At 61.5% G+C, this 16900-nt stretch carries 14 protein-coding genes; 6 read left to right on the forward strand and 8 right to left on the reverse strand.

All coding sequences use genetic code 11. From position 1 onward, the window contains the following. The 3 genes from ABX74_RS18185 to ggh form a co-directional block, all read right to left on the reverse strand. On the reverse strand, positions 1–3015 hold a 3015-nt coding region (locus ABX74_RS18185), incomplete at its 3' end, for an isopeptide-forming domain-containing fimbrial protein (protein ID WP_223257954.1). A gap of 981 nt (positions 3016–3996) precedes the next feature. Further along, entirely contained in the window at positions 3997–4692 is a 696-nt protein-coding gene (locus ABX74_RS18195; protein ID WP_370334015.1) for a glycoside hydrolase family 25 protein, read from the reverse strand. Positions 4693–4799: 107 nt separating this feature from the next. After that, positions 4800–6137, reverse strand: a complete 1338-nt coding sequence (gene ggh, locus ABX74_RS18200) for a glucosylglycerate hydrolase (RefSeq protein WP_019746148.1) — start codon at positions 6135–6137, stop codon at positions 4800–4802. 110 nt (positions 6138–6247) lie between these two features. On the opposite strand from ggh, the gene ABX74_RS18205 reads away from it, so the two are divergent. From ABX74_RS18205 to ABX74_RS18215, 3 genes are all read left to right on the forward strand, one after another. Continuing rightward, positions 6248–6946 carry a haloacid dehalogenase type II gene (locus ABX74_RS18205; RefSeq protein ID WP_046379692.1) on the forward strand — a complete coding sequence of 233 codons (699 nt, stop codon included), beginning with the start codon at positions 6248–6250 and terminating at the stop codon, positions 6944–6946. A 72-nt stretch (positions 6947–7018) separates the two neighbouring features. Further along, positions 7019–7930 (forward strand): cation transporter, encoded by a 912-nt coding sequence (locus ABX74_RS18210; RefSeq protein ID WP_047889385.1) that lies wholly within the window; start codon positions 7019–7021, stop codon positions 7928–7930. Between the two features lie 119 nt (positions 7931–8049). Continuing rightward, positions 8050–9411, forward strand: coding sequence for an HNH endonuclease signature motif containing protein (locus ABX74_RS18215; RefSeq protein ID WP_047889396.1), 1362 nt, complete (start codon positions 8050–8052; stop codon positions 9409–9411). Positions 9412–9460: 49 nt separating this feature from the next. Here ABX74_RS18215 and ABX74_RS18220 read toward each other — a convergent pair whose 3' ends face one another. Further along, positions 9461–10462, reverse strand: coding sequence for a PHP domain-containing protein (locus tag ABX74_RS18220; RefSeq protein WP_019746152.1), 1002 nt, complete (start codon positions 10460–10462; stop codon positions 9461–9463). 60 nt (positions 10463–10522) lie between these two features. Here ABX74_RS18220 and ABX74_RS18225 point away from each other — a divergent pair, with 60 nt between their 5' ends. Together ABX74_RS18225 and ABX74_RS18230 are read left to right on the forward strand one after the other, a co-directional pair. Further along, positions 10523–10933 carry a TIGR03668 family PPOX class F420-dependent oxidoreductase gene (locus tag ABX74_RS18225; RefSeq protein WP_021342256.1) on the forward strand — a complete coding sequence of 137 codons (411 nt, stop codon included), beginning with the start codon at positions 10523–10525 and terminating at the stop codon, positions 10931–10933. A gap of 131 nt (positions 10934–11064) precedes the next feature. Beyond that, the gene (locus ABX74_RS18230) at positions 11065–11817 is read left to right on the forward strand and encodes a cyclase family protein (RefSeq protein ID WP_189637344.1); all 753 of its coding nucleotides are present in this window, start codon (positions 11065–11067) and stop codon (positions 11815–11817) included. Here ABX74_RS18230 and ABX74_RS18235 read toward each other — a convergent pair. The 4 genes from ABX74_RS18235 to ABX74_RS18250 form a co-directional block, all read right to left on the reverse strand. Further along, a complete protein-coding gene (locus ABX74_RS18235; RefSeq protein ID WP_047889397.1) occupies positions 11814–13346 on the reverse strand; it encodes a GGDEF domain-containing protein in 1533 nt (510 codons plus the stop codon). The genes ABX74_RS18230 and ABX74_RS18235 overlap by 4 nt on opposite strands. A 149-nt stretch (positions 13347–13495) precedes the next feature. Further along, positions 13496–14374, reverse strand: a complete 879-nt coding sequence (locus tag ABX74_RS18240) for a metal ABC transporter permease (RefSeq protein ID WP_029256783.1) — start codon at positions 14372–14374, stop codon at positions 13496–13498. Between the two features lie 3 nt (positions 14375–14377). Further along, positions 14378–15109, reverse strand: a complete 732-nt coding sequence (locus ABX74_RS18245; protein WP_047889386.1) for a metal ABC transporter ATP-binding protein — start codon at positions 15107–15109, stop codon at positions 14378–14380. Continuing rightward, complete coding sequence (locus ABX74_RS18250) at positions 15106–16032, reverse strand: metal ABC transporter substrate-binding protein (RefSeq protein WP_019746158.1); 927 nt, start codon at positions 16030–16032, stop codon at positions 15106–15108. Before ABX74_RS18250 ends, ABX74_RS18245 begins: the two co-directional genes overlap by 4 nt. A gap of 77 nt (positions 16033–16109) precedes the next feature. Between ABX74_RS18250 and ABX74_RS18255 the strand changes: the two genes are divergently transcribed. Beyond that, on the forward strand, positions 16110–16787 hold the full coding sequence (locus ABX74_RS18255) for an SDR family oxidoreductase (protein ID WP_047889387.1): 678 nt from the start codon (positions 16110–16112) through the stop codon (positions 16785–16787). The last annotated feature ends 113 nt before the right edge of the window (positions 16788–16900 follow it).

Genomic DNA, 16900 nt, shown 5'->3' on the forward strand with positions numbered 1-16900 from the left:
ACCCGCACCGTTACCGGTGTTCGTGAACGTGAGCGTGTACTTGATGTCCTGACCGGCAACAACATTCGAACCCGACACCGGATCAGAGGACTTCACCACAGCAATCTTCGGAGACACCACCGGATGCTCGGTCGTCACCGGCGGAGGAGTGATCTCCGGACCGGTCGGCGGCTTCGCAGTACCCGTGACCTTGTTGCTGACCAGAACCCCGCCGGCAACACCGTCGTTGACCTTCACCTGATAGGTCAGAACAACCGACTTACCCGCCTCGAGTGCACCGGTCCACGAGAGCATGGTCCCCGACAGAGTCGGAACAGCGGCAGGAGCACCATCGACCGTCGCCTTCAGCGAACCGGCCACGAGCGTCGCGTTGTCGAGAACCTTCGACAGATCATCGGTCAACACCACCGGATTGAGCGTCGTCTTACCGGTGTTCGCACCCGTCACCGTGTACGTGATCGTCTGACCAGCATTGACGCCGGTACCCGGCGCCGGATCCGCTGTCTTCGCGACCGTGAATCCCGGAACCGAGTGATTCGTCTCCACCGAAGGAGGAGTGATCTCCGGACCGGTCGGCGGCTTCGCAGTACCCGTGACCTTGTTGTTCAAGACTGTGCCCGCGGCAACGCCGTCGTTGACCTTCACCTCATAGGTCAGAACAACGGACTTACCGGCTTCGAGAAGTCCGGTCCAGGAGAGCGTGGTGCCCGACAGCGTCGGGGCGGCGACAGGAGCACCGTCGACGGTCGCCTTCAGCGAACCGGGAACGACAGCAGCATTGTTGAGAACCGCACCCAGATCATCGTTGATCTTTACCGGATCAAGGTTCGTCTTGCCGGTGTTGGTTCCGGTGACGGTGTACTTGATCGACTCGCCGGCCTGAACCGTCGAACCGGAAATCGGATCAGCAGTCTTCTCCAGTTTGAAGCCGGGAACCGAGTGATTCGTCTCCACCGTAGGAGGAGTGATGTCCGGACCGGTGGGTGGCTTCGCAGTACCGGTGACCTTGTTGTTCAGAACCGTGCCCGCGGCAACGCCGGCATTGACCTTCACCTGGTAGGTCAGAACAACAGACTTACCAGCCTGGAGATTGGCGGACCACGACAAAATGCTGCCCGACAGGGTCGGAGCAGCGACAGCAGCACCGTCGACGGTCGCCTTCAGCGAGCCCGGAACGACAGCAGCATTGTTGAGAACCGCACTCAGATCGTCTTTGATCGTCGCGGGAGTTAGGGCCGTCTTGCCGGTGTTAGCACCGGTGACCGTGTACGTAATGGTATCGCCGGCCTGAACCGTCGAACCTGTCGCGGGCACAGCGGTCTTCGCGACTGTGAACCCGGGCATGGGATGCGTCGTGCAGAGATTGGTTGCAGGATCGCATGTTGTGGGAGGAGTTGTCGTCCCCGGAACGAGGTAGTTGTTCAGGACTTTGTTGCCACCGTCTTTGACCGTGACGGTGTAGGTGACAGTCCCTTTGCCGCCGGCTGGCAATGTGCCGCCGACTTTGATTTTGTCGGCGCCGTCCAATGCAGCGGTGAGTCCGCCTGTAGCAGCACCGACCGCAACCGTTCCGTCATCAATGACGTCGGCAAGGAAGTCCGTGTAGTCGATCGTTGCCGGCGCAGTGCCGGGATTCTCGAAATTCAGAGTGTAGGTGATTGTTTGGCCGATATTGACCGTCTCACCGGTAGGTGGTGACGACGACTTCTTCACGAGAACCGGAGTGTTCTTGACCTTGCAGTACACGTTGTCGCCCGGTGTGAGTGCTGCCTGCGCAACGTCCCCGACCCTGAGCGCCTGGGTCACACCGTTTACCTGGCAATCCCATGACGTCGCATAGTTCGCGGTCTTGGTCGCCGAGGTAGTTGGCTTCTCCCAGAACGTGACAGGAGTAGGTGTCGTATCTGCGAGGAGCGTACGCCAGCCAGTCGATGCCGTCGTATCTGTAGCGCCGGTCGTGGTGCTCTTGATCTCGGTCGCTGCAGCAGCACCCGCGTTTGCGTGGTGGCCGGTGCTCATGCCGATAGTGAAATCGTCACCGGGGGTGACGCGCGTGAGGTCCTTGTCGATCTTGACCTTCGAGAGCAGGACACCGAAAGCCAGACCCTGACGAGAGGTCGCCAGAACGGTATTACCGAACGTCGCCGCGAAGTTGGTTGGAGCGGTCGATGCAACAACCAAAGTGCCCGGCGAATACTCCTGGTTGTTGACCAGGTTCCAAGAATCGCATCGGACGGTGGTGGCGGGCATAGCCGTCAGCCCACCGTCACAAGCGCGAATTCCGGGATAGCCAGGTTCGTCAACACCAACTGTGCGCGCGATTTGTCGCAGCGGCTTGTCCGAATTGAAGGTGAGGAACTCTTTGTCGGTTGACGTGTTTGCGTCAGTCGACTCCGCATCGGCTGCTACGAGACCGTAGTTGTACACCGTGCCATTGGGCCCGGTCATCACGATGTTCTTGAGCGACACCGTCCCGCCGGATTGTCCATTCACGGAGGACTTCTGGTAGATCGCGGGCTTGATCGTCGACGGCACACCCGTGTAGGCGGACGTTCCCAGCGCTGAGTAACTCAACGTGGGGAGTGCCTTCGCTTCGACCCCCTGATGCGTCTTTCCTGCTACCGAGTCGGTGAGGAAAGCCTTGAAGTTGATCTTGTAGCCCTCGGTGAGCTGGATTTCCATCGACTGCCCGGCCGCGGATGTAGCCGCGGCTTCGTTGAGCGCCGACATGTCGATCCAACAGATGTTCTGCGAGAAAGGGCCGGTGTTAGGGGCGCTGAAGGCACAGCCCTTTGCGGGCTGTTCGTCCGGCAGGACAGCAGCACGAGCCGGCGTCTGAGCCTGAACGGGACCGCCGAGCGTTGCGGCCGGCTGCGCTGATGCAGCTACTGCCGTCGCGCCGGAGAGGCCGAGAATCATCGCGATGGCGGTCCACACCACCGTCCACGCTCGCACCCAGGGCGGGAGCCCTGCGGTGAATAGGGCCGACCTTGTCGGCGGTATGTCGTTAGGCATTTCTTACTCCCCAGGATGTGCCTGATCGATGTTCGGTGGACGGAGATGCGAGAGCGCTGGCGCGAACTCCCGATTGATCGGTTGATTCGGGTCGATCCGCCTGTTTTCGGCTGATCGACCTCACACCGGACGCTGTTGCCGGTCCTGTCATTCGAGCTCCTCTTCGGAAACACCTGCGTGTTGGAAGAGCCGCCCTGAACAGGACCTTGGTCCTCGAAATCCGTGCAAATCGAGAGCAACCTTCCAGTTATCTCGATCAAGATAACAGATAACCGGGAGCTTGCCCATCGAAAGTCAGACAAAGCAGACCGATCGACGTTTTTGTTCGTAGATCGGACAAGCTTCGAGGAGCAGCGTTGTTCAAGCGGACAATTCAGCCCTCGGAGTACGGCACCGCTCCGAACGCGATGGCATTCGGCGTTTCCGCTGACCAGATCGGGTGACGACCAACTTCGAGGGCGACAAGGAATCTGGACAAATGCCCAATATGGATAACGCCTGTTGGATGCGCCACAGCGCCTCGAACCATGAGCGGAAACTCCGTACTGAATGGAGGCCGATCACCCGTGCGAGCACGTCGAAATTTTTCGAATTGATCCAGACCACACCCGGCGACGGCTGCCGGTAACGAAGTACTCCGGGGCTCCGATAATCGGATTGCGAGGTGCCATCTTCGACCGAAACCGAGCGGGCGCCTTCGAGCCAGACCCAACTTCAAGTCCGTTTTGTAGCTTTTCAATTGGAGCGGTCCTGCTCATTTTCTGCCATAGCTATCTTCTGATCCTGCTCAGCTAGTCGAAAGTTCAGCGACTGTGGCTACCACTCGGCAGAATTCTCGTAACTGGCGAGCAACAACCGGACTAACCAGCCAAGCGTCACAAGAGTGCCAAAAAGGGCCCTTCCGCGTGCCTCGAGGCAAAATGCATCGAGGGCGAAAGGGCCCGAACCGGGCACCACGGAGCCAAGGGCCCCCGCCGCAAACTAGCTGCTGCCGAACCCCACACTGTTGGCGTAGCGATCGAAATCGCCCTGCGCCCCGCTGTAAACGTTGATATCGGTGTTTCCGGTGATCCCGGGGATGCGTCCGGTGCTGGTGTACTGCCAGAAGGTCCAGTTGGACCAACCGCCGGGCAGCGGGCCCGGAGCGTTCTGCCCGTTGTAATCGGCGATCCACAGCGGGTAGTGGTTGAACTCGGTGGTGTTGGCCATCTGAGTGCGCCAGAAGTTGGGATACGTGTAAATGATGGGCTGCCGCCCGGTGAGTGCCTGGACTGTATTCAGGTAGCGATGAGTCCAGTCGATGACCTGACCGGCGGGAAGTCCCTTCGCATCCTCTAGATCCAGAACGGGCGGGAGGTCACCAGGTCCGTTGATACCCAGGACGATCGCCGAATAGAAGGCAGCCTGGGCTTCGGGGGACTGGCGAACATCTGCGTAGTGGTAGGCCCCGCGCGAGACGCCGGCAGCCCGCATGACCAGGCAATCCTGGATGAAGTACGGATTGACGTAGTTGAGCGACTCGGTGGCCTTGACCATCGCGAACTCGTGCCCTGACGCCTTGACCTGGAACCAGTCGATTCCGGTTCCGTCCACGTGCTGCCACGACGAGACGTCCGGGCCGCGGGGAGCGTCGGCAGCGGCGAGGCCAGGTGCCGTGATCGCGATGGCAGCTGCCATCGCGATCGGGGTGAGCTTGCCCAGTGTCCTGACGATCCGTCGCTCGACCATTTCCCGAGAGTAAGGTCGACTAGTCCGTTTTGTCCGCTAATTCAGGGAATGTTCACTCAACCGAGCCAATCGAGAACGGCCGCCGCGGTCCACGACTGTTGCATACTGCCCAGCGGCTCACCGGTGAAAGGCTCGTAGTACTCGGCAAAGCTGCCGTCACTGGCCTGCCGCAACCCCTCCGAACGCAAGACGTGCGATCGCTCGGCCCACCCCCGACGCGCGAACGCCCACGAGAACAACCACGTGATCACCGGCCACACCGGGCCGCGCCAATACTCCCGAGGACGGAAATCGCCGGAAACCGGAGACGTCGACGGTGGGACGGCAAATCGCATGTCCGGGTGACCACAGAATTTGGGCCCCTCGAAAGTACGCAACAGCGCGCGCTCGGCATCACGACTCAGGCCGCCGCACAGCAACGGCGCAAACATCGCGATGGTCTCGGTATGAACCCATCGTCCGGTGCGAAGATCGAAATCCTTTGCTGCACCCGATCGTTCATCGGTGGTGGCAATTACGCCCTGCCGGAATCGATCTGCCCAACCGCGCAGATCACGGACGTCGGAGTTTGGTCGCGAATGCTCCTCACCGATAGTTGCCAAAACGTCACATGCCATCGAGAAAACCGCACTGACAAACACGTCCTCCACGGCAAAACTCATGGCAGTGGCGAGTTGAGAATCCTCGTACCTCACGGCCTTCATCTCTTCGAGAAGCCAAAGGTAGCGGTCGTATTCGTGATCCGTGGGTCGCTGAGACAAGTCGGTCACCACAGCGAGATCAGCGCGCTGATACGCAGGCACTTGTCCCGCAACAACATTCGCGTACGCCAGATCCCATCGCGGAGAATTGTCCATCCCCGATTCCCACCCGTGATAGAGCGCGATGCGGCCGTTGCCGTCGAGATCGCGGGCCTCCGCCAACCAGCGGTGCCACCGAACCAGATCACTCCAGCGCCGGTCGAGGAACTCTTCCGCGACCGCACGCGTCGTACGTCCGTGCCGACGCGAATGATCGAGAATCCGCTGCACCGCAATCGCGTGAACGGGGGGTTGGGTGATTCCCGATGTAGCTGTACCCAAAGGAGCATGCGCTGCCAACGCATTGACATCCCAACGCGTCGGGCCGGGGAAGTAGCCGTCGACACCGTTCGCGAACACGATGTGCGGAATCATTCCGTTCTTCCACTGAGCCGAGAGCAAGGTATCGAGCTCTACTACCGCCCGTTCGACGCTGAGCGGCGCCAAACCTACCGCGACGAACGCGGCGTCCCAGCTCCACATGTGGGGATACAGCTTCGGGGCAGCGCTGGTCATCGTGCCCAGGTCGTTTCCGCGCAGCAGGTAGGCAGCTCGGGCGGCGAGCTGAGTCGGGGTAAATCCGCGGTCGGCCATAGATGTCTATTTTGCGACGCGTGGCGCCTTTGCGCTCATCGAGCACGAATCGGGCGCCGTAACCGCGATAATGTGGCAACACCGTCAGGCGATCTCGAAGTGGAGGGCTTGTGCGCGAGAAGATCAAAGCACTGCTGTTCGACGTCCAGGGCACAGCGACCGATTTTCACAGCACCCTGTGCCGAGAGGCCCGTCGGATCACCGACGCCGACGTCGACTGGCCAAGATTCGTCAATCTCTGGCGCGCTGAGTACTTCGCGAACACCTCCGAGGCCGGCGACGCCACAGGCGAATGGGTGACAGTACATTCGGTGTACCGCGAGGCTCTGCGCAAGCTGTTGGCCCGCGAGAGCATCGAACTTTCCGATGCCGAACAGGAAGAACTCACCACCGCCTGGAAATTCCTGGACCCGTGGCCGGACACCGTCGCAGGCCTGACAACCCTGCGCCAGCAGTACACAATCGCTGCCTTGTCCAACGCCGATGTGAATGCCGCAGTCAGCATCTCCCGGCACGGAAATCTGCCATGGCATGCCGTCTTCACCGCCGAAATGGCCGGTGTCTTCAAACCAGATCCGAAGATCTACCACCTGGCTGCTCGATACCTCGGGTTCGACCCGGCCGAGATCATGATGGTTGCCAGCCACAAATATGACATCCGGGCGGCCAAAGCTCTCGGGTTCCGCACAGCCTTCATAGCCCGACCACTCGAATTCGGAGCCAGGGGCAATCCCGATGTGTCATTCTCCGACGAGTTCGACATCAACGCCGAGGACTTTCTGGATCTGGCAGCACAATTGGTCCACTGATGCCGTGCCTGCGCGTCGTTGCTGGTATTCCTACGTGAAGGAATATCGAAACGGACAGGCGGTTTGGATTTCATGGGCACCAAGGAAGACAGCGCTACCCGCGAACGCAAGGCCCTGCGGTACTCCCTCGTGGTCGCAACGGCGTTGGCTGTGCTCGCCGCATTCTGGGGCTGGATCTCGCAGTCCCAGGTGATCCTGCTCGACGGTGTGTACGCCCTCATCGGAATGGTGTTGACGGCGCTGTCGCTGCGGGTCTCGCGGATAGCCGACTCGGGCCCCACCGCACGCTTCCCGTTCGGTAAGGAGGCATTGATCCCGGTAGTCATCGCTGTCCAGGGCATGGCGCTACTGGCGACGCTCGCCTACGCCGCAGTCGAGGCAGTTCGTGTCATCCTCGCGGGCGGGGCCGACGTCACCGCGGGATCGCTGGTGGCATACGGCGCTGTCAGCGCAGTGGTGTCGATCATCATCTGGCGCTACGTCGGACAAGTCGACCGCACATCTGATCTGCTCGTCGCCGAAGCCAGGCAATGGGGAGCGTCGGCTGCCTTCAGCGCGCTGGTCGCAGTCGGTGCTGTCGTCGCAATGATCCTGGGCCGCACCGATTTCTCCGACGCCGACCGATATGTCGACTCCGTCTTGGTCCTCCTCGGCTGCGCGTTGTTGGTCCCGCAACCGTACGCACTTCTGCGAACCGCACTGATCGAACTCCTCGAAGGTGCTCCCGGCGAAATCGTTCAGGCCCGCGTGCACGAGGCCATCACCGCCGTCCGCGACGAATTCGGCTTGGAAGAACCGACTCTCACCATGAGCAAGGTGGGTCGCAAGCTGTATATCGAAGCGACGTTCATGGTCGCGCCACACAGCTGGGACATCGACGGTGAAGACGCAGTACGACGCTCGTTCGCCACCAGCCTCGCCGATCTCCCCTACGAACCGTGGCTGAACATCGAACTGACTACAGATCCGGCGCTGATGCTCTAGCGACGGAATATGCTCTCGAACAACAGAATCACGACGGCCGGGCCCACCGCACCTTCTCGAAAACGTCCTTGACTCGAAAGTATGTTCGAGTATGATGGGAGATGGAACGGGGGGTTCTCATGACGATCGACATCACCGACGACGCTGTCACTGCCGTGGTCAACAGCTCCGCTGTGGGTGTGCGCGGACGATTGTGGCGGCTGCACCCCAGCGACGTCCGCGAGATCGCCATCACCGCGTCAGCGGAAATCCTTCGCCTGGAAGCCATTCGAGTGGCCGCGGTCGACACCCTGACGTTGAACCCGGACGAACAAGTACTCTGCTACCGCGGCACCGGACAATGGCTCGCGAACCACACCATGCTGCAAATCTCCACCGGCAGAAGAATCGCAACCCTAGGAAAAGCCCTACGGTCATTCCCCGAGATCGAAGACCAATTCGATGCCGGCGACCTCACTTTCGAGCACGCAGCACTGATCGTGGCGTTCTGCGAATCCCCACCCAAAACAATGCCCGACGCCGCGCTACCGTACTGCCGCGACACACTCCTCGCCGCAGCATCCGGCGTCGAAGCAACCACCGTAAAACTGCGCTACGCCATCAGCGTCCTCGAGCACATGTTCGAATCCGACGACATACCGCCAAGCGAAGATACCGATCGCAACGAACTGTGCATCTCCCCGACCCTCAACGGAAGAGTGGCCGTGCGAGGCGATTTCGACGGAGTGACTGGCGAGATGCTTCTCTCCGCCCTCTCCAGCCTCTCGATGCCCACCCCCGCCAAGGACGGCACACCCGACAAACGACCCGCCGCCACACGCAACGCAGACGCCATGGCAGAGCTGATCCGGCGCTACCTCGACAACGCTGCCACCGGTATCGACGGCGGCCAACGCCCGCACCTGAACGTGCACATCAACGCCAAAGACCTGGCCTACCACCGTGAATGCGCCACAACGGGTGATGGCTCAACACCTGGCCCGTCCGAGGACAACGATCCCGGCATGCTGGATCTCGACATTCACGATCTCGATAAACAAGATCTCGATGTCGGCCACATGCCCTGGATGGGACCACTGAGCGTCGGCCGCACCCGCATGATCGCCTGCGACTGCATGCTCGGCGCCGTCCTCCTCGACGAAAACGGTGCCCCCCTCGACGTCACCCCACTCAAAAGGCTTGTCACCGCGGCACAACGCACCGCCCTGATCGCCCGCGACAAAGGATGCGCCTTCCCCGGCTGCGACTGCGTCCCCGCCTGGACCGACGCCCACCACATCAAACACTGGGCCAAAGGAGGACCAACCGTCATGGACAACCTGGTCCTGCTCTGCCGAACCCACCACACCCTGATGCACCGAAAACCCGGATTCACCGGACAATGGGAAATCCAGGTAGGCGCTGATCACCTGCCCTGGTTCATCCCACCGCCAGGCATCGACCCCGACCAGAAACCCCGCCGCTCCACCACACGACGCTGAACCCGGAGGTCACCGAGCAAACGCCTCGGTGACCCATTCCGGCGTGCTCTCAATTGCCCGCCCACTCCAGAAGATTTTCGGCGGTCCACGTATTGATCACCCGATCCGCTTCGACGCCGCACTTTTCGGCCCGGTCACAGCCGTAGCCCTGCCAAGCCAGCTGACCGGGGGCATGGGCGTCGGTATCGATGGAGAAAAGACAATCGAGATCGCGGGCCAACTCGATCAAACGCGAAGGCGGGTCACGACGCTCCGGTCGGGAGTTGATCTCGACGGCGGTCCCTGATTCTCGGCAGGCCTCGAACACTTTCTCCGCGTCGAACTGCGACTCGGGCCGGGTTCCGCGAGCACCCTCGACAAGACGCCCGGTGCAATGCCCGAGAATATCGACACGCGGATTTCGCACTGCAGCAAGCATTCTGCGGGTCATCGCCTCGCGTTCGGACCGCAGCTTCGAGTGCACGCTCGCCACCACGATGTCGAGTTCGTCGAGTAGATCGGGATCCTGGTCGAGTGAACCGTCCTCGAGGATGTCCACCTCGATTCCCGTGAGGATGCGGAAGGGAGCCAGTTCGGCATTCAACCCGGCTATCACGTCGAGTTGAGAACGTAGGCGCTCCGCGGACAGCCCGTTGGCAACAGTGAGGCGAGGCGAATGATCGGTGAGGGCGCAGTAGTCGTGGCCGAGTGCTGCTGCGCGTCGCATCATCTCTTCGATGGGGCTTCCGCCGTCGGACCAGTCGGAGTGTGTGTGGAGATCGCCGCGCAGCGCTTGGCGCAATGGGCCGTCGCCGATGGGCTCGGCCTGCCCCCGCAGTTCCTCGAGATACTCGGGGACGCCGTCGTACGACTGGGCGATGATCATTGCCGTCTTGGGCCCGATGCCGGTGAGAGCCTTCCAACTGTCGGCCTTCCGGCGAGACTCCTTCTGCTCGTCGGACAATCCAGCAAAGACCTCCGCAGCTCGGCGATAGGCCTTGACGCGGTGCGTTTCAGCGCGTGATCGTTCGAGCCAGTAGGCGATCTCCCGAAGCGCTTCATCCGGTTCCATGAGACCACTGTTCCGTCAGCAGCGGCTCGCGGCAAGCCTTGATCCCCTTACGCTGTGAATATGGACGACCCGAGAGCACGATTTGAAGCCGCGCGGGTGGCTCACCTGGCAACGGCAGATGCGGCCGGCGTTCCGCACATCGTGCCGCTGGTATTCGTTTTGGTCGGCGACACCGTCTATTCCTGCGTCGACCACAAACCGAAGACCACCACCGCACTTCGCAGGCTCCGGAACATCACCGAGACAGGGCGTGCGAGCCTGCTCGTCGATCATTACGACGACAACTGGTCCGCGCTCTGGTGGGTCCGCGTCGACGGACGCGCGGAGGTCCTCGGCCCCGGCACCAAGGAGTCCGAGAACGCAATCGACGCTTTGGCCGCAAAGTATCCGCAGTACGTAGATCACCGACCGCACGGACAGGTGATAGCCGTCCGCGATGTGGAGTGGTCGTCATGGTCCGCAGCAGCCTAGTGTTCAAGGAGCGAAAGTGATTGCAACACTCTCAATTCGGGCAAATTGGCGGGGGATCGATGAAACGACGACAGTTACTTCAGCGCGCAGCCACAGGCCTGGCGCTGGTAGCGGGGCCTCAGGTGATCGACATGGGTAGCAGTTCCGGAAGCAGCCAAGACGCAACAACCCCGTTGGATGAGCTGTTGCAAGTCGTTTCGCTCTCCCACGTGAACGACCCCGCGACCACGCCGATTTTTCCCGGCGATCCCGCGTTCACTCTCGACACAGCGGCAACCATCGCAGACGACGGCTACTACCTCCAGTACGTCAAGGAGGGTGAACACACGGGCACACATTGGGGCGCACCCGCGCACTTTCAGGAAGGTGGACTCACAGCCGACCAACTCGATCCGGCCGACCTCTTCCTTCCCGCAGTGAAGATCGACATCCGGGACAAGGCTGCCGCCGATTCGGACTATGCGCTCACGGTCGCGGACCTTCAGGAGTGGGAAACGCGCAACGGCAAGATCCCCGATGGAGCGGCCGTGGTTCTCTGGACCGGTTGGGAATCGCGCTGGGGTAGCGAAGAATATGCCAACGCCGATGCCGAGGGTGTCACCCACCAACCCGGCTTCTCGGTGGACGCGGCGCGGTGGCTGATAGACACCGGACGCTTGGGCACCCGCGGAGCATTGGGAACCGACACCTTCGGTCCCGACCTCGGAAACGACGAGACCTACCCCGTCTCGACGCTCCTGTACGACAAGCATCGAATCAGCCTGGAGAACTTGAACAATCTTGCCGCCCTGCCAACCACCGGGGCGAGCATCCTTGTCGGTGGCGCGATCAACAAGGCCGGATCGGGTTCACCGGCAACGATCTTCGCACTCTTACGGCGCTAGTCTTCGCGGCGATCGCAGTAGACGACAACAGCGCCCTTTCCGCTTCTCTTCGCCTCGTACATCGCCGCATCGGCTCGGCGGAGAAGAGCGTGTGCACTCAGCGGCTCGTCGGCTAACTCGAACTGCGCGACACCAACGCTCGCACCTACCGACACCGATGTGTCTGCAGTCTGATCAGAACTGAGCGCGTCGACGATCCGGTGGGCTACGACGACGGCGTCGTCGATCGGGCCCTGCAGAAGCACCGTGAATTCGTCGCCGCCGAATCGAGCGACAAATGCACTCTCGGGAACCGCTTCACGCAGACGCGCCGTGAGGGCAACCAGCAACCGGTCACCGGCCGGGTGCCCGTAACGATCGTTGACCTGTTTGAAGTCGTCCAGATCGACAAGCATCAGCACCCAATCGGAGTTCGTGAGGCGATAGTTCTCGATGGCGCTCGCGAAGTGTTCGTCGAATGCGGCCCGGTTGGCGAGCTCGGTGAGTGGGTCGTGATGCGCTCGGTACCGGAGCTCGTCCTGCGCAGCGGAGATCTGTTGGAGGAGCGCGTCGTTCTCGAGGAGCGTGAGTATCTGGCGCACCAGCGCGAGAACCAGCACGCCGACGCCGAGTATCACGACCACGGCATCGAGGTTGCCGACGATCAGTGCCTGAACAGTCACGATCGTCGCGATCACCGCGATCAACAGATACGGCAGCAGCAACTGAGTCCGATCACTTCGCCACTGCTGTGGCGCGTCGCGGTTCCGAGGCTCGGTTCGCTTCGTCAGCGCCGCCAAGGCGATCAAAGGCGGCCCCGCGATGAACCCGGCATCGGCGATGGTCGGCATACTCTCGGCGCCGATCGCGACCAAGTACGCGTACAAACTGTCCGAAAGGGAGAGCATCACCAACCCGCACCCGAGGAACGTCAGCGGTTCGCGGATCTCGGCAACGGCCTTCGGCCCGATGACCATCAGCAAGACCATCGCGATCAGAACGAAGTCGGTGATCGGATACATCACCGCGACAAGAAACCCGAGAGATCCCGTCGGACCGGTATGAACGACGGCGCCCAGGGCGGTCGTCCACGTGAGGATGAACAATCCACCGACAACGACAAGACCGTCGAGCGTCAGCACGAGCCAGAGATGGATCGGGCCGATCGCCTCACGCCGGGGAGACTCACGTACCAGCGACAGAAGCGCCGGTACGGCAAACACCGGGAACATGAAGAAACCGATGTCCGCGATCGACGGCGACGGAAGTGGTACGTGGAGAACCGAGCGGTAGAACGCCCAGAAGAACATTCCGAGGGTCCAGCCGGCCATACCGAGAGCCATCAGAGTTCGCCAACGACGCTCGACTCCGTGATGGCGCCGCGACGTCCACCAACAGACCACAGTCGCAGTGGCGCCGCCGACGAGCTGGGCGACATCGTCCACCAGAACCGAGGTTCGTGGGCTGAGCAGCCCGGATCCGGCGAGGACGATGACCGCAACAACGACGCCGAGAACCAGCCACGTGCGTCGTGCTCGGAACTGCGTCATCGAAGGGCCCATCGGTGTTCAAGGCGTCACCACCGATTGTCTTGCAGCCGGCATCGTTGCGGCCGGAATGTTCGTGGTGACGAATGCCCGTACGAACCTACCCGATTTGGTAGCGGATTGTTAACTGGACGAACGATCAAGACCGCCCGTCAAGCCACGGCGCTGTATTCCGCTCGGGCCCTACTCCGCTGCGAAGTCCATTTCGCGATGACCCCCTGCGACGGGCTGAACAGGTACACCAGGGCGAATAGGATGCCCTGCGTCATCACAACCATGCCCCCGGAAGCTGTGTCGAGGTAGTAGCTGACGTAGATACCCGTAATCGCGCAGATTGCGGAAACCACCGGAGCTATCACCAGCATCCGCGAGAACTTGTCAGTGAGAAGGTAGGCCGTCGCGCCGGGGATGATCAGCATCGCCACCACCAGCACGACTCCGACAGCTTGCAGCGCCACAACGGACGTGAGTGCGAGGACGCCGAGTAGCAGCGCTCCGAGACGCTTGGGCGAAAGACCTATCGCGTTGGCATGGATCGGGTCGAAGGCGAACAACGTCAGATCGCGACGCTTGATCAACAGAATGCTCAACGCCAACGCGCCGAGTATCGCGACCTGCAGAAGATCGGACGAGCTCACCCCCAGCAGGTTGCCGAAAATGATGTGGTTGAGATCGGTCTGGCTGGGGGTCACCGAGATGAGAACCAAACCGAACGCAAAGAGAGTCGTGAAGACGATACCGATCGCGGCGTCTTCCTTGACGCGGCTGGTGTTACGGATCAGTCCGATCAGTGCGACGGCGATCAGCCCGAAGATCAAGGCCCCGATGGCAAATGGAGCGCCGACGACGTAGGCGAGGACAACACCGGGCAGGACAGCGTGCGAGACGGCATCGCCCATCAGTGACCACCCGATGAGCACCAACCAACAACTGAGCACGGCGCAGACAACCGCGGCCACAACCGCAACGGCCAACGCGCGCACCATGAATCCGTACTGGAGAGGATCAAGTAGCAGTTCTACGAGGTTCATCGATCAGGTCCTGTCCATCACGTCGAGACCGAAAGCCAGGGCGAGGTTTTCCGGTTGAAGCACGGTGTCCGGGTCGGCGTGCACCAGAACCTTGCGCATGAGCAGTACCGCCTCGTCGCAGAGTTTCGGCACGGCGTGGAGGTCGTGAGTCGAGACCAAGATCGATCGGCCGTCGGAAGCCAACTCTCGTAGCAGCGTCGAAATCGTTGCCTCGGAACGCTTGTCGACGCCGGCAAAAGGCTCGTCCAGCAACAGTATCGACGCGTCCTGTGCGATACCGCGTGCGACGAAGGCGCGCTTCTTCTGACCACCCGAGAGCTGACCGATCTGACGATCCGCAAATTCTGTGAGCCCTACCCGCTCGAGGGCCTCTGCCACCGCCTCGCGATCTGCACGCCGCGGACGTCGCAAGAACCCGAGGTGGCCGTACCTACCCATCATCACGACGTCACGGACACTGATCGGGAAGGTCCAGTCGACGTCTTCACTCTGCGGCACGTATCCGACGCGCCCGCTCTTGCGCGCAGCGGCTGCGTCGAGACCGGCGATTCTCACAGAACCGTTGTCCGGCTTGATCATTCCCATGATCACCTTGAACAGGGTCGACTTTCCTGAACCGTTCATACCGATCAATCCGCAGACGCTTCCGGAATTCAACGTCAGATCGACATGGTCCAGTGCGTGGACCTCGCCGTAGTGAACACTGACGTTTTCGACGCGAATGGCTTCGTTCATGATTTACCGCCGGTCAGACCGCCGAGGATGACGTCGGTGTCGTGGCGAATCATGTCCAGGTAGGTGGGCACGGGACCGTCGGCTTCGGACAGCGAGTCGACGTACAGCGTCCCACCGAATTTCGCACCGGTCGCCCCGACAACCTGCTGCATGGGGGCATCCGAGACCGTCGACTCGCAGAAGACGGCGGGAACGGAATTGGCCCGGACGAAGTCGATCGCGGCGATGATCTGCTGCGGCGTCGCCTGCTGCTCGGCATTGACCGGCCAGATGTAGGCCTCGCTGAGTCCCGCGTCCCTGGCCAGATAGGAGAACGCACCCTCGCAACTGACGAGTGCACGCTGACCTGCGGGCAATGCCGCCAGCCCACTGACCAGGCCGTCCTGAACTGCTTGCAGTTCCGCCTTGTACTTCGCGCCGTTCTCCGCAAATGCCGAGGCATTGTCCGGGTCGAGGTCGCTGAAAGCAGTCACCATGTTGTCGACGTAAATCTGCGTATTCAACGGAGACATCCATGCATGCGGATTGGGCTTGCCCGCATAGGCGTCGCCGGCGATCGGAATGCCTTCGACGCCGTCGCTGACCACGACGTGTGGCACGTCCAGACCGTTGACGAATTTCGCGAACCACGCCTCGAGGTTCATGCCGTTGTCGAGGATCAGATCGGCTTCGCTCGCCCGCCGAATGTCTCCGGGCGTCGGCTCGTAGCCGTGAATTTCCGCCCCTGCCTTGGTGATCGACTCGACGCGAAGGTGATCGCCGGCAACGTTCTGGGCGATGTCCGACAGCACGGTGAACGTGGTGAGCACCACCGGGCGGTCGTCGTCGGAGCCGGAATTCACCGCAGAACAGCTGGAGAGAAGCAGGGCGGCGAGGGCGGCAATTCCCAGGCGGCGGAAGTTCTTCGCGTCGCGAGTCGTCATGGTCGAACTCTAATATGTGGGTAAACAAATACACAAGTTCGTATAGCCGAACAATTCACACTCGATAGGCTCGGACCATGCGTCCTACTGCCTTGATCACCGGTTCCAGTCGCGGCCTCGGAGCTGCCATCGCACGCGAACTGGCGCCGACACACGACCTGCTGCTCGGTGCACGATCCGCGCAGGCCCTCGAACCGATCTGCGCGGAACTACCCGGATCGACGCCTCTACCCCTCGACCTCACGGACTACGACGCCGTCGCGTTCGCTACCTCGTCCATCACGACACTCGACGTGCTGGTACACAACGCCGGCGTGGCCGACATCGGAACCATCGAGGAATCCTCGGTCGATCAGTGGCGACGCACCCTCGAGGCAAACGTCATCGCCGTCGCCGAACTCACTCGTGTCCTCCTTCCTGCCCTCAGGGCAGCCGGTGGCCACGTCGTACTGATCAATTCGGGTGCCGGACTGCGCGCCAACGCCGGCTGGGGCTCGTACGCGGCCAGCAAGTTCGCCCTGCGCGCGTTCGGAGACGCCCTGCGCCTGGAAGAGCCGTCCTTGCGGGTCACCTCCATTCACCCCGGTCGAATCGACACCGACATGCAGCGCAACATCGTCGCCGGCGAGGGCGACGAATACGACCCGGAGCGCTTCCTGAAGGCCTCCACTGTGGCGCGTGCCGTACTCACTGCCGTCGAAACACCGTCCGACGCACACCCCACGGAGATCGTGCTTCGACCTACCGGCCGGTAAATCCCCAGTTCGCCGGTAACGGAATGATGACGATGGCCACCCGGATATCGCTTTTCCCGGTACTGGCCCGATACTGACATCAGTTGTCGGACAAAGAGACTGGACTGGTTCTC

It is taken from the genome of Rhodococcus sp. ARP2 (genome assembly GCF_001029585.1).
GTDB lineage: Bacteria > Actinomycetota > Actinomycetes > Mycobacteriales > Mycobacteriaceae > Rhodococcus_F > Rhodococcus_F erythropolis.